At 51.0% G+C, this 19,470-nt stretch carries 16 protein-coding genes, 3 tRNA genes, 2 rRNA genes, 1 other RNA gene and 1 other annotated feature; of the genes, 17 read left to right on the forward strand and 5 right to left on the reverse strand.

Annotated elements, in window-relative coordinates; genetic code table 11:
• Positions 1-106 (forward strand): 5S ribosomal RNA (gene rrf / locus EVJ30_RS14215); the annotation flags it as partial.
• 251 nt (positions 107-357) lie between these two features.
• Positions 358-1,821: an IMP dehydrogenase gene (guaB, locus tag EVJ30_RS14220; protein ID WP_070329510.1), complete on the forward strand. Its 1,464-nt coding sequence runs from the start codon at positions 358-360 to the stop codon at positions 1,819-1,821.
• Positions 1,822-1,867: 46 nt separating this feature from the next.
• Here the strand turns inward: guaB and EVJ30_RS14225 are convergent, their stop codons facing one another.
• From EVJ30_RS14225 to pdxR, 3 genes are all read right to left on the reverse strand, one after another.
• The gene (locus tag EVJ30_RS14225) at positions 1,868-5,299 is read right to left on the reverse strand and encodes an alpha-amylase family glycosyl hydrolase (RefSeq protein WP_131469522.1); all 3,432 of its coding nucleotides are present in this window, start codon (positions 5,297-5,299) and stop codon (positions 1,868-1,870) included.
• Between the two features lie 150 nt (positions 5,300-5,449).
• Positions 5,450-6,100, reverse strand: coding sequence for a class A sortase (locus EVJ30_RS14230; RefSeq protein WP_131459033.1), 651 nt, complete (start codon positions 6,098-6,100; stop codon positions 5,450-5,452).
• On the reverse strand, positions 6,081-7,499 hold the full coding sequence (gene pdxR / locus EVJ30_RS14235) for a MocR-like pyridoxine biosynthesis transcription factor PdxR (RefSeq protein ID WP_131459034.1): 1,419 nt from the start codon (positions 7,497-7,499) through the stop codon (positions 6,081-6,083). The genes EVJ30_RS14230 and pdxR overlap by 20 nt, the downstream gene beginning before the upstream one ends.
• Before the next feature lie 287 nt (positions 7,500-7,786).
• On the opposite strand from pdxR, the gene pdxS reads away from it, so the two are divergent.
• The 8 genes from pdxS to EVJ30_RS14275 all read left to right on the forward strand — a co-directional run bounded on the left by pdxS (position 7,787) and on the right by EVJ30_RS14275 (position 13,786).
• On the forward strand, positions 7,787-8,677 hold the full coding sequence (gene pdxS / locus EVJ30_RS14240; RefSeq protein ID WP_070329506.1) for a pyridoxal 5'-phosphate synthase lyase subunit PdxS: 891 nt from the start codon (positions 7,787-7,789) through the stop codon (positions 8,675-8,677).
• Between the two features lies 1 nt (position 8,678).
• Positions 8,679-9,257 carry a pyridoxal 5'-phosphate synthase glutaminase subunit PdxT gene (pdxT, locus tag EVJ30_RS14245; protein WP_131459035.1) on the forward strand — a complete coding sequence of 193 codons (579 nt, stop codon included), beginning with the start codon at positions 8,679-8,681 and terminating at the stop codon, positions 9,255-9,257.
• Between the two features lie 138 nt (positions 9,258-9,395).
• Complete coding sequence (locus EVJ30_RS14250) at positions 9,396-10,577, forward strand: D-alanyl-D-alanine carboxypeptidase family protein (RefSeq protein WP_131459040.1); 1,182 nt, start codon at positions 9,396-9,398, stop codon at positions 10,575-10,577.
• Between the two features lie 18 nt (positions 10,578-10,595).
• Positions 10,596-10,803: a binding site (T-box leader), on the forward strand.
• Between the two features lie 52 nt (positions 10,804-10,855).
• Positions 10,856-12,139, forward strand: coding sequence for a serine--tRNA ligase (serS, locus tag EVJ30_RS14255; RefSeq protein ID WP_070329504.1), 1,284 nt, complete (start codon positions 10,856-10,858; stop codon positions 12,137-12,139).
• A gap of 146 nt (positions 12,140-12,285) precedes the next feature.
• A tRNA-Ser gene (locus EVJ30_RS14260) sits at positions 12,286-12,376 on the forward strand.
• A 35-nt stretch (positions 12,377-12,411) separates the two neighbouring features.
• Positions 12,412-12,502: transfer RNA gene (locus EVJ30_RS14265), tRNA-Ser, on the forward strand.
• A gap of 30 nt (positions 12,503-12,532) precedes the next feature.
• A tRNA-Ser gene (locus EVJ30_RS14270) sits at positions 12,533-12,622 on the forward strand.
• Between the two features lie 165 nt (positions 12,623-12,787).
• Complete coding sequence (locus tag EVJ30_RS14275; RefSeq protein ID WP_131469523.1) at positions 12,788-13,786, forward strand: hypothetical protein; 999 nt, start codon at positions 12,788-12,790, stop codon at positions 13,784-13,786.
• A 39-nt stretch (positions 13,787-13,825) separates the two neighbouring features.
• On the opposite strand, the gene EVJ30_RS14280 is transcribed toward EVJ30_RS14275, so the two are convergent.
• Positions 13,826-14,497 (reverse strand): deoxynucleoside kinase, encoded by a 672-nt coding sequence (locus tag EVJ30_RS14280; RefSeq protein WP_016510587.1) that lies wholly within the window; start codon positions 14,495-14,497, stop codon positions 13,826-13,828.
• Entirely contained in the window at positions 14,494-15,129 is a 636-nt protein-coding gene (locus tag EVJ30_RS14285; RefSeq protein WP_070329502.1) for a deoxynucleoside kinase, read from the reverse strand. Before EVJ30_RS14285 ends, EVJ30_RS14280 begins: the two co-directional genes overlap by 4 nt.
• A 121-nt stretch (positions 15,130-15,250) precedes the next feature.
• On the opposite strand from EVJ30_RS14285, the gene tadA reads away from it, so the two are divergent.
• The 7 genes from tadA to EVJ30_RS14320 all read left to right on the forward strand — a co-directional run.
• Positions 15,251-15,751 carry a tRNA adenosine(34) deaminase TadA gene (gene tadA / locus EVJ30_RS14290; protein ID WP_131459037.1) on the forward strand — a complete coding sequence of 167 codons (501 nt, stop codon included), beginning with the start codon at positions 15,251-15,253 and terminating at the stop codon, positions 15,749-15,751.
• A 53-nt stretch (positions 15,752-15,804) separates the two neighbouring features.
• An RNA gene (gene ffs, locus EVJ30_RS14295) (signal recognition particle sRNA large type) lies at positions 15,805-16,073 on the forward strand.
• Between the two features lie 94 nt (positions 16,074-16,167).
• Positions 16,168-17,841 (forward strand): DNA polymerase III subunit gamma/tau, encoded by a 1,674-nt coding sequence (dnaX, locus tag EVJ30_RS14300; RefSeq protein WP_131459038.1) that lies wholly within the window; start codon positions 16,168-16,170, stop codon positions 17,839-17,841.
• 15 nt (positions 17,842-17,856) lie between these two features.
• Positions 17,857-18,174, forward strand: coding sequence for a YbaB/EbfC family nucleoid-associated protein (locus EVJ30_RS14305; RefSeq protein WP_035386845.1), 318 nt, complete (start codon positions 17,857-17,859; stop codon positions 18,172-18,174).
• A 22-nt stretch (positions 18,175-18,196) separates the two neighbouring features.
• Positions 18,197-18,796, forward strand: coding sequence for a recombination mediator RecR (gene recR, locus EVJ30_RS14310; protein WP_070329500.1), 600 nt, complete (start codon positions 18,197-18,199; stop codon positions 18,794-18,796).
• Positions 18,797-18,813: 17 nt separating this feature from the next.
• Complete coding sequence (locus EVJ30_RS14315; protein WP_236634176.1) at positions 18,814-19,017, forward strand: YaaL family protein; 204 nt, start codon at positions 18,814-18,816, stop codon at positions 19,015-19,017.
• Between the two features lie 342 nt (positions 19,018-19,359).
• Positions 19,360-19,470 (forward strand): 16S ribosomal RNA (locus EVJ30_RS14320); the annotation flags it as partial.

Below are 19,470 nucleotides of genomic sequence, written 5' to 3' on the forward strand. Positions count from 1 at the left end.
ATAGCGAAGCGGCCACACCCGTTCCCATGCCGAACACGGAAGTTAAGCGCTTCAGCGCCGAAAGTAGTTGGGGGTCTCCCCCTGTGAGGATAGGACGTTGCCAGGCCATATGAAAGACGACCAAGCATCTGCTTGGTCGTCTTTTTCTATTTCTAAAACCGATTATTATTGGCTTGGCCTTCCGACAACGTGGACATTTTCCGAATGATTTGAGAAGGATTCAACAGGAATGAACACAATTCTGAACTTTCTGAACATCGTGAATTGAATTGCACTTTCGAGCCATACCTGTTACCATTACAGAAATATTTCGAAACAAAGATTTGGGTCCGATAGAGAAAGGGGCAATCGATTTTTATGTGGGAAAACAAGTTTGCAAAAGAAGGATTAACGTTTGATGACGTCTTACTCGTACCACGGTTTTCAAACGTCTTGCCAAGAGATGTAAGTCTGAGCACGAAGCTATGTGAAGGGCTTGAGTTAAACATTCCAGTCATCAGCGCTGGTATGGACACAGTGACGGAAGCACCGATGGCGATCGCCATGGCGCGTCAAGGTGGTCTTGGCGTCATCCACAAAAACATGTCGATGGAAATGCAAGCAGAGAATGTCGACCGTGTGAAACGTTCGGAGAACGGAGTCATTACGAATCCATTTTATTTGACACCAGAGCGCCAAATTTATGATGCCGAGTATTTAATGAGTAAATACCGCATTTCCGGTGTCCCAATCGTCAATTCTGAACAGGAACGGAAATTAATCGGTATTTTGACTAACCGTGACCTTCGCTTCATCAGAGACTACTCGACTGTGATCGAAGACGTCATGACGACAGAAAATCTTGTCACTGCAAAAGTCGGAACTTCTCTTGAAGAAGCAGAGCGGATTCTGCACCAACACCGCATCGAGAAGTTACCACTCGTCGACGATGCCGGCGTTTTAAAGGGCTTGATCACGACGAAAGATATCGAGAAGGTTGAGCAATTCCCTCACGCTGCGAAAGACAAACAAGGGCGCCTTCTTGTGGCGGCAGCTGTCGGGGTAACAAAAGACGCTGCTTCGCGTGCTCAAATCCTTGTCGATGCAGGCGTGGATGCGCTCGTTGTCGATACAGCACACGGTCACTCGGCTGGTGTCATCGAGAAAGTGAAAGAACTGCGTGATTTGTTCCCAACACTTCCAATCATCGCTGGTAACGTGGCGACGGCAGAAGCGACACGTGCTTTGATCGAGGCCGGCGCCTCAGTCATTAAAGTCGGAATCGGACCAGGTTCGATTTGTACGACACGGGTCGTTGCCGGAGTCGGTGTCCCTCAAATCACGGCAGTCTATGACTGCGTGACAGAAGCGCGGGAGCACGGTGTCACGGTCATCGCTGACGGTGGAATCAAGTACTCGGGCGACATCGTCAAGGCAATTGCTGCTGGCGCGAGCGCTGTCATGCTCGGCAGCCTTCTCGCCGGCGTAAAAGAGAGCCCAGGCGAGATGGAGATCTATCAAGGTCGTCAGTTTAAGACGTATCGCGGTATGGGGTCGGAAGCTTCGATGAAGCGAGGCAGTCAAGACCGTTACTTCCAAGAAGCGGATAAAAAATTCGTCCCAGAAGGCATTGAAGGACGCGTTGCTTACCGAGGCGAGCTGGCCGATACGGTGTATCAACTCATTGGTGGCCTCCGTTCGGGAATGGGCTATTGCGGCGCTGCCGACATTCGAGCATTGCGAGAAGATACGCAGTTCATTCGAATGACTGGAGCCGGCCTGCAAGAAAGCCACCCACACGATGTGCACATCACAAAAGAAGCACCAAACTATTCACGTTAACAAATAAGCCGTTGTCTCCTGAAAAGGGACAACGGCTTTTTGCTGATCATTTTTTAGCTTTAGAGACGAGGATGACCGTACCGCCTTGATCTTGCGCTGGTAAGTTCACGGTCACCTTGCCATCGCGCTTGACGACGTACGTCCGTCCGCTATAGCGGTCGACGAGCACTGTGTTCTGTTTGTGCTTTGTTTCGAACGTCGCTGTTTGAGCCGACTCTTTCGTGTTCAATCCAATGAGAATAGACTCTTTGCCGTAAGCCCGTTCAAAAATCGAATAACCGGTGTTCGAACCGCCGGCAACGACCGAACGTGTTCCTTTGCTGAAGACTTTTGAATAGTCCGCCCGAATGTTGAGCAACTTTTGATAGTGGGCGTGCATGTCTTTGCCTTCACCGTTCACCCGTTTCCAGTCAAAGTCGTAACGGTTTTCGTTAAACTCGCCTTTGTCCATGTCTAAGGCATGTTTCCCAGATTGACCGATCTCTTCTCCATAGTAGATGACCGGTTGCCCTTTCGCCGTCATTTGGAGCGAGGCTGCGACCATATGCTTACCTTCATCGCCGCGAGCACGAGAGATGAGGAAGCCATCTTCATCGTGGCTGCTGAGGAACTGGCCGAGTGTCGCTTCGTTCGAGAGTTGGGTATTCCGGTATTGAAGAGCGCTCTCGACCCCATCAATGTTCCCGTTGATGAAATTTTCCGCTTGGTACTTGAAGTCGAAATCAAGCAACGAATCCATCTGGCCGCTCCGGAGATAGCCGCCTGTGTTGTTCACACTCGCCCCGTAATGCTCACCAATCATTTTAAAGTCTGGCTTGAGCGCGGTCAGTTCATTCTTAAACGATTTCCACGTCGTCGCATCCACATGCTTGACCGTATCGACACGGAAGTAATCAATCGTGTTTCCTTGTTTCGTCTTCGAACGCTTGATCCAGTCAGTCTGCCATTTGACGAGTTGTTCACGGACGGCAGCTTCCTCTGTCTTAAAGTCAGGAAGGCCGGAGAGCGACATTTTCAAATCGTTCCCGTCGACAGGCGTGTCCCGAATCATGCCTTTAAAGGCATCACGTTCCTTGTTCGTAGGGAAATTCGTCGCCCCTGTGCTGTCGGCGCCTGGTTCCATTCCGTAGCCTGGGTGGTTCAAGACGACGTCGACCATGATCTTGATGCCGCGTGCGTGGGCCGCATCGATCAGGCGATGGAACGCCTGCATGTCTCCGAGATGTTCATCAAGTTTCTCGAAGTTTTTGGCCCAGTAACCGTGATAGCCGTATTGAGAGCCATCTTTACCGTAGCGGAGATCCCAATCGATATTATCGACGATCGGGGTGATCCAAATCGTGTTGATCCCGAGCTTGTCGAGATAGTCGAGTTTTTTTGTGATCCCGGCGAAATCGCCGCCGTGATACGACTCGAGATGATCTTGGTCATAATATTCACCGTTCGGATTATTGTTCGTCTTGTCGCCATCGTGGAAACGGTCCGTCAACATGAAGTAGATCCGGGCTTCGTCCCAGTCAAACGCTTGCTTGTCTTTCATCGTGACCGGTCGGACGTTTACGGAAGCCGTCGTTTTATGGACGTTGCCATATTGATCCACGGCCGTGATCGTCAACGTTTTGTTGCCTGGCTTGACCGTATCTTTGACCGCGATCGTCTGTTTATTGAGCGCCGGATCGATTGAAAGTTTAGCCGGTCCACCAAGCGGGCGGGCATCGATATAGAGTTCGCGAAGCGTCACGCCTTCTGGTAACGTCGGTTTGACGTGAACGACGGCATTCTCCCGCGAACTGATCGCTTTCGGTGCGATCGAAGACGTGAGTTTGACGGCCGGACGACGGTATTCGACGGTTGACGCTTCAAAATAGGGATCCGTCACTTCGGTCGTGACGCCGTCTTTCGTGACGAGGAACGTATAGTCATGCGTCCCTTCCGGAAGACGGACGGTATGACGGTACCATTCGTTCTTGTCCTCATACGTCATCGGATAGGTCACGCCATTTACGTTTAAGGCGACACGGTCGAGTTGATCGAGCTGTCCTGCCTCGTACAAGTCTTTGTCCCGATAGAAGAACGTGACGGTCCCGTCCTCGAACACCGGTCCTTGAATGGTTGGTACTTGATGGAAGACGCCTTGGCCGCTCGCGACGACGACTTTCGTGACACGATCGTTTCCGAGTTTCACGTAACGGTCTTCACCGTAAGCGTCCTTGACCGCCCAATCGGTTCCTTTACGGATGACAAATCCGACGTTCGTCGCATCTTTCCCGACTGGAATTCGGAAAATGGCGCCGTCTTCCGTAATTTTGTAGGGATCCACTTGTCCATCTTTGACACCGGTGCTCCACGTCCACAAGTTCCAATCGGTATAGTCTTGATCGGCACGGACGTACAGCATTTCGATGTATCGCTGCGTCTTCCATGGATCAGCCAGCTCCGTGACGGTCTTGAACGAAGTCGTCAGCGCGGGTAGCGTCGTGGTCGATAAGTTACCTTTGACGGCTCCGGCTGGCAATGTGGCCGTGTACGTCTGACCGAGTCCGAGTTTGCTCGTCGGCGTGACAGTCACGATCGAACCGTTTGCTTCAGCAGTAAACGGGACAGCCGTTTCTCCGCTTATCAAGCTGACGTTCGAGGCGTCTAACGTCACCGGTTCATTGAACGTCCAGGTGATGGGAGCAGATACGTCGGCAGCTTCAGACTGATTCGCTGGGTCGACATTCGTTACTTCAAGCTGCATCACCGTCTCGACGCCGCTGAGCGTATAGGCCGGGCTGTACACAGATTGAGTCGACGGGTTGGCCGAGACGTTCCAGCTGTCGGCTAGTTTGTTAGATTCGTTGCTCGGAATCGTATCGAACGCACCGTGTTCACCGGCATTGTTTCCGCTGAGGACGGTGAGAGCACGGACCGTGTCGTCATTTTTCAAACCGAGCAGCGACAACGGGATTTTCCCTTCGAATCCTGTCGTCCGGTCGAGGGCGAACGAAGCACCGTTCAAGTTTGCCAAGTTCGCGAGCGGGGTCGTCTTCCCAGCTTCATAGAGCGCGGCTTCTTTGACAGACTTGTCTCCATCGACACGAAGTAAAATGTGATACTGCGGTTTTTTGTCTGTTTGACTAAAGTTGAACGGGTAACCGAGCGGGTTCGTGGCGACGCCAGAATCTTCATCGTTCACTTGGAGGGCGATGTTTATGTATTGGCCGTTGTCGCCCCAGTTCGGGACGTTGAACGCATCGACATAGAAGTACAGGTTCGTTTTGTCATTTTGAAGATAAAGATTGCCGAGATCGAAGCCTTGCCAACCAACATCTGCCGATGACGCCAGCGCCGAGACGTCTGTCCAATCGGTTTTATTCCCATCGACTGCCACCGCCGTCGGTTCGGCCAAGACGTTCACCGGGACACCAGCTTGAATGAGCAGGACAGAAGATAAGAGTAATGTCGTCGTACGTCGTGCCGTATTGTTCTTCTTCATGAGAGCACCTCTTTCGTAAAATAGGTCGTCTACAGGGCAACGGATTGTCAATTTTGTGCAAGCGGTTCCAGAAATAGTTTAGCCGATTATGTAAGCGCTCACAATATGTTTTTTGAAAAACAATAAAACGTCCTTCGTGTGGAAGGACGCTCAGTTAGAGATATAAGGTGTTGTCTGCACGAGCTCTCCCTTGACGATTAATCGTTCCGTCGCATCGAACGTGCATGTGATCAAGGTAATGGTCGCATCTGTCGTCTCGTCAAGCACATCGACCCGTGTCGGGGGAACGGTCTCGAGTGAATCCGTCCGGTATTGATACGTGTTCGTCAAATCGGTCACGTAAATCATCGTTCCCGTCGTGATCGTATGGAGCGGTCCGAACAAGGCTGTCGGACTTTGGGTGTAATGACCGGCTAGTGCGTAATTCCCACGCCCCATCTGTTGGGAAGCGCGCATCGTCCCAGCCCCGACCGCCAAATTCTCATTGTCGAGACCGTACAAAATTGGTAATTCTAAATCGATATCTGGAATCGTGATCATGCCGATTGTCGGCAAATCATGAAATCGATTGCGCACGTTTAACAAGTCGTCCCACGATAACGGTTCGACCGTTTCGAAGTCGAATTCGCCCCGATCCGGCTGTTGGAGTTGAATCGCTTCAGTCACACGTTTGCTGTTCGAGGTGGCGACACGGTCTTTCCACCATGACTCGGTCAAAAAGAGGCTACCGATCAACAAACAGACGATGCCGATGACGTAGCGTGAGCGTCTGATCATTGTTTCATCGCGAGGTTTTCCCATATGGCCCTCCCTTCCCGATATTCCAACAGGCCATCAACTGGTCGATTGCCGTTTGTAACGTCGCTTCAGGCAGGGCGGCGAAACCAAACAGCAGTTGCGGTCTCGTGTCGCGTGAATTGATACGATAGTCGGCCATCGCCTTGATACGAATGCCTGACTGTTCAGCGAGTTGCTTCAATTGCTCGCTAGTTTGCGCTGTATCGACCGAGAGGACGATGTGGAGACCAGCGCTGGCGCCAGTGATTGTGACGAGCGGCTCGTATGGTTTGAACGCAGTGATCACGGTCTCAAGTTTGCGGCGGTATGTTTTGCGCATCCGGTTCAAATGTTTCTCGAAATCGCCGCTCGCCATAAACTCGGTTAGCGTATGTTGCTCGAAACGCGGCACGCTGCAGGTGAAATGGCGATACCGTTCCCGATAGCGGTTTAACAGTGGGGGCGGAAGCACCATGTAACCGATGCGGAGCGAAGGCATGAGCGACTTCGAAAACGTGCTCAAATAAACGACACGTTCGTTTTGGTCCATGCTTTGCAACGAAGGAATCGGTTTGCCGCTGTAACGAAACTCGCTATCGTAATCATCTTCAATGATGTACGTTTGCCGCTCGGACGCCCAGTTGAGGAGGCGCTGGCGACGGCTGACGGACAGGATCGTACCGGTCGGGAACTGATGGGCCGGGGTCACATAAACCGCATCGATTGCCTCTGCCTCGAGTCGGTCGACAAGGACCCCGCTGTCGTCGACCGGGAGCGGGACGTAGCTTCGATTTTGGTGTTCGAACAGCTGTCGCGTGAGCGGATAGCCCGGGTCTTCAATCCCGAACGTCGTCGCGTCGGTGAGCAAGTCGAGCAGTTGAGGCAACAATTGCTCGGTCCCAGAACCGACGATGATCTGCTCGGGCGAACAATGAACGCCACGGGAGTGATACAAGTACGTGGCGATTTCTTGGCGGAGCACGAGATCGCCTTGCACCGACCCGAGTGCGAGCAGTTCATGATTCTCCTCGGCGACGACTTGTTTCAAGTGACGGCGCCAACGTTCGAACGGGAATGCGGTCGTATCGATCTGACTCGGGTATAAGTCGAACGTGTATGTTTTTTTCGTCGGAAGCGGTTCGATCGTGCTGGTGCCACGCCTGACGTACAGCTCTTCTTGCGGCAAGACGTAAAACCCTTTCCGTGGCAGCGACTCGATATATCCTTCAGCAAGCAGCTGGGCGTAAGCGAGCTCGACCGTCGTTTGCGAGACGTCCAAAAATTGGCCGAGCTTCCGTTTTGACGGCAGTTTCGTCCCGGTCATGAGCGTGTCATTGACGATCGCTTGCCGGATGTGTAAATAGAGCTGTTCATAAAGCGGGGTGCTCGATTCGGGCTCGAGCGAGAATGTGAGCATATCCATAAGTTGTCCTTTCTTCTGTCAGCCGAAGAAAACATAGAGCACGAATCCGATGACGAGAATGAACGAAATCAGTCCAGGCTTCCCGTAAAAGGAACGGTTTTCCGCTTGATCTCGCGGGTTCCATTGGTCCATAAAACATTCCTCCCTTATACGTAATAAGATTCGAGGAAACGAGCATGAACCCTTCTCTTAAAACTGACCACTTTAAAAAACATAAAACTGGCACTTTCAATATAGTCAAATCAATCTATACTTGCAAGTAGACTAGCTTAATGGAGGCGATTTATATGGAAAAGAGACAAGTAGGGACAGATAAAGTCAAACGTGGAATGGCCGAAATGCAAAAAGGTGGCGTCATCATGGACGTCATCAACGCTGAACAGGCGAAGATTGCTGAAGCAGCAGGAGCCGTGGCAGTCATGGCGCTCGAGCGCGTACCATCAGACATTCGTAAAATGGGTGGCGTCGCCCGGATGGCAGACCCGACAATCATCGAAGATGTCATGGGAGCGGTATCTGTACCGGTCATGGCGAAATGCCGCATCGGACATATCGCCGAAGCCCGTGTCCTTGAATCGATGGGGGTCGATTTCATCGACGAGAGCGAAGTGTTGACACCGGCCGATGAAGAGTTCCATCTTTACAAGCGTGATTACAATGCGCCGTTCGTCTGCGGAGCGCGTGACCTCGGAGAAGCTTCACGCCGCATCGGTGAAGGTGCAGCGATGATTCGGACAAAAGGTGAGCCAGGGACAGGAAACATCGTCGAAGCGGTTCGTCACATGCGTACTGTCCAAGCACAAGTGAAACGCTTGCTTTCAATGAGCATCGATGAAGTGATGACAGAAGCGCGCGACCTTGGTGCACCGTTCGAAGTGCTCATGCAAATTCGTGAAGCGGGCCGTCTTCCGGTCGTCAACTTCGCAGCAGGTGGTATCGCGACGCCGGCAGACGCGGCACTCATGATGCACCTCGGTGCGGACGGCGTCTTCGTCGGATCAGGTATCTTCAAAGCAGAGAACCCAGAGAAATTTGCCCGTGCCATCGTTGAAGCGACGACATACCATGACGACTACGAGCGAATCGCTCACTTGTCAAAAGGTCTTGGCGAAGCGATGAAAGGACTCGACGTCCGCACGCTCAAACCAGAAGAGCTCATGGCGCCGCGAGGTTGGTAAGATGACGACGATCGGTGTACTCGGAATGCAAGGTGCGATTCGTGAACACGTCCGCATGCTCGAGGCGCTCGGTGCAGATACGCTCGTCGTCCGTTCGGTCGATGACTTGGACCGCATCGACGGACTCGTCTTGCCAGGCGGAGAGAGCACGGCGATGCGTCGTCTGCTCGACCGCTATGACCTGCTCGAACCGCTTCGTGCGAACACATCGTTGCCGATGTTCGGCACATGTGCCGGACTGATTTTACTCGCGACCGAAGTGGAAGGGTATGATGCCCACCTTCGCAAAATCCCGATGACCGTCAAGCGCAACGCGTTCGGACGTCAAGTCGACAGTTTCGAGGTCGATTTACCGGTCAAAGGAATCGATGACGCGGTTGAAGCCGTATTCATCCGGGCCCCGCAAGTAGCAACGGTTGACGCTAACGTTGAAGTCCTCGCCGAGGTCGAAGAAGCGATCGTTGCAGTACGCTACGACAAATATGTTGCCTGTTCGTTCCATCCAGAACTGACGGATGACTTGTCGATGCACCGCTACTTCTTAGAAATCGTCGAGGCGACGAAGCATCAACTCGCATGAGTCGAAGACTCCCTGTAACTAGGGGGTCTTTTTCTGCTACACTGTAACGAGACACGTACAGAAAGGGGCAAGACTGTGAAAGATAAATGGATTGTATCGGTGCTCATATGCGCTGTCCTTATAACTATTGTTTCTCCGATGAACGCTTCAGCAGCGCCTAAAGTCGAAGCGAGCGGTGCGATGCTCGTCGATATGACGACCGGGCAGGTTCTTTTTTCGAAAGATGAAGATGCGATGCTCCCACCGGCGTCGATTACAAAGCTGATGACCACTTTCCTCGTTCGGGAGGCAGTCGAGTCAGGAGAACTGAGTTGGAACGAAGAAGTGACGCCGAGTGAAGCGGCATTGGCCTTGACGCGTAAACCAGGGCTCGCCCGCATCCCGCTCGTCAATAAACCGTATACAGTCAAGGAACTATATGACGTGGCGCTCATCCGCTCGGCGAACGAGGCCGCGGTGACACTGTCCGAGGCGGTGGCGGGGTCGGAAGACGCGTTCGTTCAACAGATGAACGAGCGGGCGACCGAGCTCGGCATGACCCAGACGACGTTCGCGAACGTCTCGGGACTAGATTCTGTATCAGCAGGTCGTCCAGGAGAAAACTTGACGTCGGCGAATGATTTGATGAGGCTGGCGCTCGCCTACTTGACGAAATTTCCGGATGTGCTCGACGTGACGAAGCGAGCGTATGTCGACATTGACGGCGTCAGATTCGAAGCGACGAATCGGATGCTTTCAGGCCGCGATTTGGCGTATCCAGGGATGCTCGGTTTTAAGACGGGCACGACGGATGACGCCGGTTATTGCTTCATCGGCGTATCGACACGAGATGGTCGGACCGTACTCTCCGTCGTCCTTGGGGCCGAGACGGACAACGGGCGCTATGAGGCGACGAAAGCACTTCATGAGTTCGCTTATCGCGACTTTGTCATGACACCGATTTTACGGACCGGAGAAATCGTGCCGGAGAATGTATTCGTCGCCGAGGGAGAAGTTGAAACGGTAGCTGCGCGGACGACAGCGGCGTTCGAAGTGCTCGTCGAGAAAGGACAAGCCGTCCCTGAACCAGTCTATGACCTTCCGGACACGAAAGCACCGGTCGCAGTCGATCAACAAGTCGGGACGGTCACGATTGAACCTTCAGAGAGCGTCCGCTATCTTGACGGCGAGAGTCCGCCGACAGGAACACTTGTGACTGCCGAATCAGTCGAGACCGCTTCATTTTTGACTCGGATGAGCCGGGCCTTCGCAGACTTTTTAGAGGAGGTTCGACTCGTCCTAGGAAAACTGAGTCTTGTCGATAGAGTCGAGATGTTGTAAAGTAAGATTAATTCAATGACAGATGCAACGATGAGGAAAAGTACGTTACAGTCATCTACTTACAGAGAGCTAGTGGTTGGTGCAAACTAGTGGGACGACGTAACTGAATCGGCCTCGGAGCATTGACTTGGAAACAAGTCACGTCACGCACACGTTACGTGCATCGAGTGGCCTAGTTTTAGGCAACGAGGGTGGCAACGCGGATCCAAGGTGGTTCGTCCCTTTCCTACGGGAAAGGGGCGTGCCACCTTTTTTATGCAAAAAAGGAGGAACTAGTTATGTTAGACATCAAACGATTACGTCAAGATTTTGAAGGGATTAAAACCAAGCTCGCCCAACGCGGTGAAGACTTGAGTGCGCTCGACCGTTTCCCGGAGTTAGAAGAGAAACGCCGGGACCTCATCAACGAGGTCGATGTGAAGAAAGCAAAACGAAATGAAGCGACGAAACAAATCGCTGAGCTCAAGCGCAACAAGCAAGACGCGGAAGCACCGATCCTTGAAACACGCCGCCTTGGTGATGAGATCAAGTTGCTCGACGAGGAATTACGTGAAGTGGAAGCCGAGTTGAACATGATTCTCCTCAGCATCCCGAACATCCCGCATGAATCAACGCCGATCGGTGAAACAGAAGACGACAACGTCACGATCCGCGAAGTCGGAACGAAGCCCGAGTTCGATTTTGAGATGAAACAGCATTGGGACGTGATGGAAGACTTGAAAATTGTCGACGTCGAACGCGCCGGTAAAGTGACGGGAAGCCGTTTCGTCTTCTATAAAGGATTAGGTGCTCGCTTAGAACGGGCGTTGATCAACTTCATGATGGATATGCATGCCGATGAGCACGGCTATTCTGAAGTGCTCCCACCGTACATGGTTAACCGTGACGCGATGACAGGGACGGGTCAGTTGCCTAAATTTGAAGAAGATGCGTTCAAAGTGGCCGACACGAATTACTTCCTCGTCCCGACAGCGGAAGTACCGGTGACGAACATGCACCGCGATGAGATTATCGCTGAAGCGAACTTGCCGATCACGTATACAGCTTACAGCGCTTGCTTCCGTTCAGAAGCGGGATCTGCCGGTCGTGACACACGCGGTCTCATCCGTCAGCACCAGTTCAACAAAGTCGAGCTCGTCCGCTTCGTCAAACCAGAAGAGTCTTACGAGCAACTCGAGTTGTTGACAGGACACGCGGAAGAAGTGTTGAAACGCCTCGGTCTTCCATATCAAGTACTCAGCATGTGTACAGCCGACCTCGGTTTCACCGCAGCGAAGAAGTACGATATTGAAGTATGGATGCCGGCTCAAGGTGTATATCGCGAGATCTCATCTTGCTCAAACTTCGAGGACTTCCAAGCGCGTCGTGCCGGGATCCGCTTCCGTCGTGATGTGAATGCCAAACCGGAGTTCGTGCATACACTCAACGGTTCAGGGCTTGCCGTCGGTCGGACCGTCGCCGCCATTTTAGAGAACTTCCAACAAGCCGATGGATCGGTCGTCATCCCAGAAGCGCTGCGTCCATACATGGGCGGAATTGAAAAAATTGAACTTCCCCGTTAAACGAGGAATGGCCTATCCGAACGTATCATTCCGGATAGGCTTTTTTTTAAATGTTTTTTTACAAAAGGGTTTGACATCTGCTTGCTGAGTTGGTACTATAAATCATGTCGAGCGAGATGTTTGTTCGTCAACTGCATACGAGCCGTGGAGGTGTACCCAAGTGGTTTAAGGGAACGGTCTTGAAAACCGTCAGGGGTGTAACAGCCCGCGTGGGTTCGAATCCCACCACCTCTTCCATTTTTATTTAGAGGCTCAACAATTGCATACATCGTGGAGGTGTACCCAAGTGGTTTAAGGGAACGGTCTTGAAAACCGTCAGGGGTGTAACAGCCCGCGTGGGTTCGAATCCCACCACCTCTTCCACTTTCTTTTTTTTTACACTTTTTTCAGCTTGGAGTTGTACCCAAGCCCGGCTGAAGGGGACGGACTCGAAATCCGTTAGGAGTCGTAAGGCTCGCGTGGGTTCGAATCCCACCAACTCCGCTTTTTAGGCGTCTGCACAGGCAGATGCGTTTTTTTTTTGTCGTAGACTACGGTCTGCGGCTTTTTTTGTTTGTGGCGAAACAGCGAAAAGCGGCTAATCTCGGCTTGAATCGGGAATCTTAATAAGGTAGAGACTGGTGGCGCGTTAGGAAGGAGAGGAGCGTCATGGACTGGATTGAAGCGTATGTCGATGAAGTGGTCAGGCATGTCCCGCCGAAGCGGAGAGACGAAGCTGCCGTTGCTATTAGGGAGGATATCGAAGCGAAGCTGCCGGATCAGCCGACCGAGACGGAAGTGAAGCGCGTGCTCGAACAGATGGGACATCCGGCCATCGTTGCTGCGCGTTATAAAGACGGCCAGTATTTGATTGGACCTAAGTTTTTCCCGATGTATGTCAATGTGGTCAAGCTCGTCGTCCCGATCGTGATGGCTGTAGTCTTCTTCGGTTTGCTCATGGCGAGCATCCCGACATTCTCGGGACCGGCCATGCCGACAATCGGAATCTTTCTCACGAATTTGTTCGACACGTTATGGGACGTTGGGATTCAACTCGTCTTTTGGATCACACTCGTCTTCTTTTTGATTGAGCGTTACGCGCCGAGCGATGCGGTCGCCCCTGACATGAGTTGGAAGGTGTCCACATTGCGTGATCGGGACCGCGGGGGACGGATCAGTAAATTGGATGCCGGATTCGGATTGTTCTTTACGGCGGTTTGGTTCGGGGTGTATTTGAACGCCGAGCGGTTTCTCGGGATTTATGAGTCGACAGGGGACGGTTTTTCGATGATTGTCCCGATTTTTAATCAATCGTTCTTGTTTGAAGTGGTCTGGTTGTTCTTAGCCGTCATTTTGCTTCAAGTCGTCCTCGGTGTTTGGAAATGGGTGAAAGGACGTTGGACGTATGCACTCGCCTCGTTCAATTTGATCTATAACGTGGCCTCAGCCGCCTTTATCATTTGGATGGCGGGTTCGTCGCGCTTGTTCGACCCGCGCTTTATCGACTGGGTCGAACTAAATGTCCCGAACGACGTGTTCTCGTTCGGGTGGGTGTTCGGATTGGTCGTGGCCATCACGATTCTGGCGGCTGTGTTTGATGCGATTGACGGATACCGGAAGGCTTGGAAAACACCGACACATCGAAAACGCCCGATTGCCCAGCCGTAAAAAAGATGATGCCTCGCTTTTGAGCGGGGCATCATCTTTTTATCTTACTTTTGCTTCACGGGCGACTGTCAATTGTTTCCCGATTTTTTCAAGAATGAGTTCGACTGAATCCGGATCGTTAATCAAGTCATATTCTTCAATTGATAGACGAAGTACCGGGCACAAGTTGAAGTTGTTGATCCATTCCGTGTAGCGGGCGTACATTTCTTCCCAATACGCGATCGGTGTTTGTTGTTCCATCTCACGGCCACGCAGCTGAATGCGGTCGAGCACTTGCTCGAATGAGCCTTCGAGATAGATCAGTAGATCAGGGTGCGGGAAGAACGGCGTGAGCACCATCGCTTCGAACAGGCTTGAGTACGTCTCGTAATCTGTCGGCGACATCGTGCCTTTTTCATAGTGCATCTTCGCGAAGATGCCTGTATCTTCATAAATCGAACGGTCTTGAATGAAGCCGCCGCCGTATTGGAAGATTTTCTTCTGTTCTTTGAACCGCTCTGCCAAGAAGTAGATTTGAAGATGGAAGCTCCAACGCTCAAAATCATGATAGAATTTATCGAGGTATGGGTTCGTGTCCACTTTCTCGAGAGAAGTGCGGAAATTGAGGGCGTCGGCAAGCGAGTTCGTGATTGTCGATTTACCGATTCCGACCATTCCACCGATCGTAATGATCGTGTCATTCGGAATGTTATATTTTTCATTCAGGGTCATTTTAGTTGGGCTCCTTTAGTCAATTCTAGTTCGCGTTCAATCGTCGTGAGAACGTGCGTCAAATCGTCCGGGTTTTGGACAAAATCAAGTTCGTCTCCGCTGAACGAAAGAATCGTCACTTCGGGGTGAGTCGCACGGTACGATTCGACAAACGTTTCGTAATCCCGAGCGAGTTGTTCGAGGTAGTCGCGAGACATGTTCTCTTCTACTTCACGTCCACGCAACGCTACACGTTTCATAAGCGTCTCGATACTGGCGTGCAAGTAAATGACGACATCGGGTTTCGGCATATCATGTGTCAAAATCTTATAGATTTGCTCATACTTGTTCAAGTGGGCTGGTCTCAGCGAACGGTGGGCAAAAATCAAGTTCTTGAAAATATGATAGTCTGAAACGACGGATTGCTGTTGGCTCAAGTGGTGTTTGTGGATATCGTCTAATTGCTTGAATCGATTGCATAAGAAGAACATTTCCGTTTGGAAACTCCATTCTTCGATATCTTCATAAAACTTGCCGAGAAATGGGTTTTCTTCTACAATTTCATTCAGCATCTGCATTGAAAAGTGCTGACTGATGATATGGGCCAGTGACGTTTTCCCGACACCAATCGGTCCCTCTACCGTTATAAACATATGATGTCATCCTCCATTATCCAAAGTGCAAGTTCCATTCTAGCACACAATGAAGAAGATAGGGCGAGCGAAATGATTTTCATTTTTTTTCATACTATGTGACAAGAAACGGGGTGTTAATATGGAACGAGATGAACGATTTATGAGGCTCGCCATCGCCGAAGCAAAGAAGGCGGAAGCGATCGGGGAAGTCCCGATCGGTTGTGTCATCGTTAAAGGAGAAGACGTGATCGCGACCGGCTATAACCGGCGTGAAACGGATTTATTGGCGGCGGCGCATGCCGAGATGATTGCGATTGAATCAGCGAATACGGTACTCGGTAACTGGCGGCTTGAAGACTGTGAACTGTTCGTGACGTTAGAGCCTTGTCCGATGTGCGCGGGTGCGATCATCCTCTCGCGCGTGAAGCGTGTCGTGTTTGGTGCCCGCGATCCCAAAGGCGGATGTTGCGGGACACTCATGAACCTTCTTCAAGACGATCGGTTCAACCATCAAGCCGAAGTGACCGAAAACGTTTTAGCAGAAGAATGTGGAGAGCTACTAACAACCTTCTTCCGCAGCCTTCGAGAACGGAAGAAGCAGGCTCGGCTTGAACAGAGAGGTTGCAACGCATCTGATTAAACAGTATAATGTAATAGCACTCGAAGAAGTGCTTAACTTCATTTACCCATTTGCCGTGCTAGGCGGGGAGGTAGCGGTGCCCTGTAACTCGCAATCCGCTATAGCGAGACTGAATTCCGATTCGAGGGAGTGCATTGGTGTGGCCCGTCCTCGTGTAAGTGGCGTTGACGTCTGAGTCCTGCGCAACGGTCACCCATGAACCAGGTCAGGTCCGGAAGGAAGCAGCCTTAAGTGGTGACGTACCGTGTGCCGCAGGGGTGCTTGGGCCGAGCAAACTGCATGAGTAACGCACATTGACGTGCTTTCAGAAATCGGTGCGCGGCAGATTTATTTAATAACTTTAATCTACGGCCCCAGGGTTGTAGATTTTTTTGTATGATGAAATAAAAGATGAAACGATGAAAGGAGGCGGGGACATGGCGTATCAAGCATTGTATCGGGTCTATCGTCCGCAGTCATTCCAAGAGGTAGTCGGTCAAATACACATCACACGCACGATTCAAAATGCGTTACTCGAAGAACGGATGTCACACGCTTATTTATTCTCTGGTCCGCGAGGTACGGGGAAGACGAGCCTCGCGAAGATTATCGCGAAGGCAATCAACTGCGAAACGGCGCCGACGAGGGAACCGTGTAATACGTGCCCGACCTGTGTGGCGATTACGGAAGGGACGAGCCCGGACGTATTCGAAATCGATGCCGCTTCAAACAACGGGGTCGATGAGATCCGCGAAATTCGAGACAAGGTCAAGTATCCGCCTTCGCAAGCGCGTTATAAAGTGTACATTATCGATGAAGTGCATATGCTTTCGACTGGGGCGTTCAATGCGCTATTGAAAACGTTAGAAGAACCCCCACCCCATGCAATCTTCATTTTAGCGACGACGGAGCCCCATAAGATTCCGGCGACCATCATCTCACGTTGCCAACGTTTCGATGTGAAGCGGCATGAAGTCGGTCAACTCCAGACACGAATGGCTTACATTTTGAACGACCAAGATTATGACTATGATCCAGAAGCGCTCAAACTGATTGCCCGTGCTGCTGACGGTGGGATGCGTGATGCATTGAGTCTGCTTGACCAAGCGCTTGCGTTTAGTGACGGCCGTTTGACGGAAGAGGCAGTGCTCGAAGTGACGGGTGCGGTTACAGATGACGCTCTCCTTGATATGGCCTATGGATTGCAACAGAGACAACTCGATCAAATTCTGAAGACGCTTGAGACGATGTTGCGTGAAGGGAAGGACTTGAAACGGTTTATCGAAGATCTCGTGTTCGTGCACCGTGATGCCCTTCTATTAAAAGCATCTCCACAAGCGGTAGACTTACTAGAGCGAGCCCGTCCGAACGAGACGTTCCGCCAATTCGTGGAAACGACCTCGACGGACGAGCTGTTTCAAGTGATCGAAGAATTGAATGAGTGTCAGCAACAAATGCGCTTATCCAACCATCCGAAAGTATTGGTCGAGCTGACGTTCATTCGCATCGCCGAACAAGGACGAACGATGACCGAGCAAATGAAGCAACTTCAAGACCAAGTACGTGAATTGAGTCGTGAGTTGAATGAAGTGAAGAAAAATGGGGTAGCGGTCACAGAGACCGCTGCCGAGAAACCGAAAGTGATGAAGCGGACGCAAGTTCGTGTTCCGAAAGAGCGGATCCGCCAGTTGTTGCAACGGGCTGAGCGGCAGCATTTGAATGCGATCCGTGATAGTTGGGAAGACATTATGGTCAACATCCGCACGGTGGACGGCCCGATTTTCGCGCTGTTCTATGAGAGTGAAGCTGTCCTTTGTGCAAGTGACACCTTACTGGTACAATTTAAAGATGGGATGACATGGCACTACGAGCAGGTCAGTTCGAACGGCCGGACCCGCGATGTGATCGAGCAAGCGTTGTTCGAAGTGACGGGGATCCGTCGAGAAATCATGGCCGTGCTCGAGAGCGATTGGGTCGAGTTAAAAAACGAATTCATCCTTCGTAAACAATCCGAACGTTCAGACCATAAAGAAGAGAAGGTCGAAGAAGACCCGCTCATTGTTCAAGCTGTCGAACGATTTGGAGATGTCGTTGAAATCGAAGAAGTTTAAAAGGAGGCGCTCGATATGCGTGGAATGGGAAACATGAACAACATGATGAAGCAGATGCAGAAAATGCAAAAAGATATGGCGAAAGCGCAAGAAGAGTTAAAAGACTTGACGGTTGAAGGCACAGCCGGAGGCGGGATGGTCAAAGTGATCGTCAGTGGCCACAAAGAAGTAATGGATATCATCATCGCGGAAGAAGCGGTCGACCCAGATGACGTCGATATGTTGCAAGACCTTGTTCTAGCGGCTGTTAATGACGCGATGAAACAAGCCGACCAACTCGTCAACGATAAGATGGGACGTTTTACGCAAGGGATGAACCTTCCAGGTTTTTAAGTGAAGAAAGGAAAGATGCGAGTTGCAATACCCTGAAGCAATCGGACGCTTGATTGAAAGCTTTACAAAGTTGCCAGGAATTGGTCCGAAAACTGCCATTCGGCTAGCGTTCCATGTATTAGATATGGAAGAGGACGATGTATTGACGTTCGCCAAGGCGCTTGTCAGTGCGAAGCGTGATATTAAATACTGTACAGTGTGTGGACATATTACGGACGTCGATCCGTGTGCGATCTGTAAAGATTCGCACCGAGATGAAACGATCATCTGTGTCGTGCAAGATTCACGAGACGTCATTGCAATGGAGAAGATGCGGGAATATCGAGGGAAGTACCATGTGTTACATGGGGCGATTAGCCCGATGGAAGGGATTGGACCTGAAGATATTAACGTATCGAGTTTGCTGACGCGTCTGCAAGAGAACGAAGCGGTCAGTGAAGTGATTTTGGCGACCAACCCGAACATTGAAGGGGAAGCTACGTCGATGTATCTATCGAGACTGCTCAAACCGACCGGGATTAAAGTGACGCGTCTGGCGCACGGGCTTCCTGTCGGGGGCGATTTAGAGTATGCGGATGAAGTAACCCTCTCCCGAGCGATGGAAGGTCGCCGAGAACTATGAGGTGGTTTCGCAAACCTTTGCGGGATAGTTATGATCAACGGTTTCTAAGAGAACTCTTAGATGCGAAGGCGAAGTACGAAGCGAAGCGCCACATGCTTGAAGTGAGCGTTGAAGACACTGGTGAACTGGCTGCCCAAGTGAAGCAGGCTGAAGCACTATACTTTTTTTATCTAAAGGAAGCAAAGCGACGACAAGTGTCCCTTTCTAATTTACGAACTTGAGACGAGGCGAAAGTCTCGTCTTTTTTTTCTCTATATAATGAAGGAACTGGGGAGGGGAACGTCGCAGACTATAAAAAAACAAAGAATGTTTCTTGTTTTTAAAGTTTTTTTGATAAAGCTATTGCACAGTTAAAGTTTTATTGATATATTAATAGACGTCGCCGAGAGCGAATGAAAAAAATAATCTTAAAAAAGTTATTGACCATTTGGTTGAAACTTGTTAAGATATCTAAGTCGCCAAAGTGCGGCAGACGAACTTTGAAAACTGAACGATGAGGCAAAAAAGTTTTACAAGTTTTGATTGAAGCGCAAGCTTCGTCATTTTTAAGAGCTATATCAAATTCTTTGGAGAGTTTGATCCTGGCTCAGGACGAACGCTGGCGGCGTGCCTAATACATGCAAGTCGAGCGCAGGAAATCGACGGAACCCTTCGGGGGGAAGTCGACGGAATGA

This window comes from Exiguobacterium sp. SH5S13, assembly GCF_004337085.1.
GTDB lineage: Bacteria > Bacillota > Bacilli > Exiguobacteriales > Exiguobacteriaceae > Exiguobacterium > Exiguobacterium aurantiacum_A.

Excerpts from the sequence above, each read along its gene's own strand:
- guaB (WP_070329510.1), top strand. The coding sequence starts at position 358 with ATGTGGGAAAACAAGTTTGCAAAAGAAGGATTAACGTTTGATGACGTC.
- EVJ30_RS14275 (WP_131469523.1), top strand. The coding sequence starts at position 12,788 with ATGGACTGGATTGAAGCGTATGTCGATGAAGTGGTCAGGCATGTCCCG.
- EVJ30_RS14305 (WP_035386845.1), top strand. The coding sequence starts at position 17,857 with ATGCGTGGAATGGGAAACATGAACAACATGATGAAGCAGATGCAGAAA.
- EVJ30_RS14230 (WP_131459033.1), bottom strand. The coding sequence starts at position 6,100 with ATGGGAAAACCTCGCGATGAAACAATGATCAGACGCTCACGCTACGTC.
- EVJ30_RS14280 (WP_016510587.1), bottom strand. The coding sequence starts at position 14,497 with ATGACCCTGAATGAAAAATATAACATTCCGAATGACACGATCATTACG.
- EVJ30_RS14250 (WP_131459040.1), top strand. The coding sequence starts at position 9,396 with ATGAACGCTTCAGCAGCGCCTAAAGTCGAAGCGAGCGGTGCGATGCTC.
- pdxS (WP_070329506.1), top strand. The coding sequence starts at position 7,787 with ATGGAAAAGAGACAAGTAGGGACAGATAAAGTCAAACGTGGAATGGCC.
- tadA (WP_131459037.1), top strand. The coding sequence starts at position 15,251 with ATGGAACGAGATGAACGATTTATGAGGCTCGCCATCGCCGAAGCAAAG.
- pdxR (WP_131459034.1), bottom strand. The coding sequence starts at position 7,499 with ATGGATATGCTCACATTCTCGCTCGAGCCCGAATCGAGCACCCCGCTT.
- dnaX (WP_131459038.1), top strand. The coding sequence starts at position 16,168 with ATGGCGTATCAAGCATTGTATCGGGTCTATCGTCCGCAGTCATTCCAA.
- EVJ30_RS14225 (WP_131469522.1), bottom strand. The coding sequence starts at position 5,299 with ATGAAGAAGAACAATACGGCACGACGTACGACGACATTACTCTTATCT.
- EVJ30_RS14285 (WP_070329502.1), bottom strand. The coding sequence starts at position 15,129 with ATGTTTATAACGGTAGAGGGACCGATTGGTGTCGGGAAAACGTCACTG.
- pdxT (WP_131459035.1), top strand. The coding sequence starts at position 8,679 with ATGACGACGATCGGTGTACTCGGAATGCAAGGTGCGATTCGTGAACAC.
- serS (WP_070329504.1), top strand. The coding sequence starts at position 10,856 with ATGTTAGACATCAAACGATTACGTCAAGATTTTGAAGGGATTAAAACC.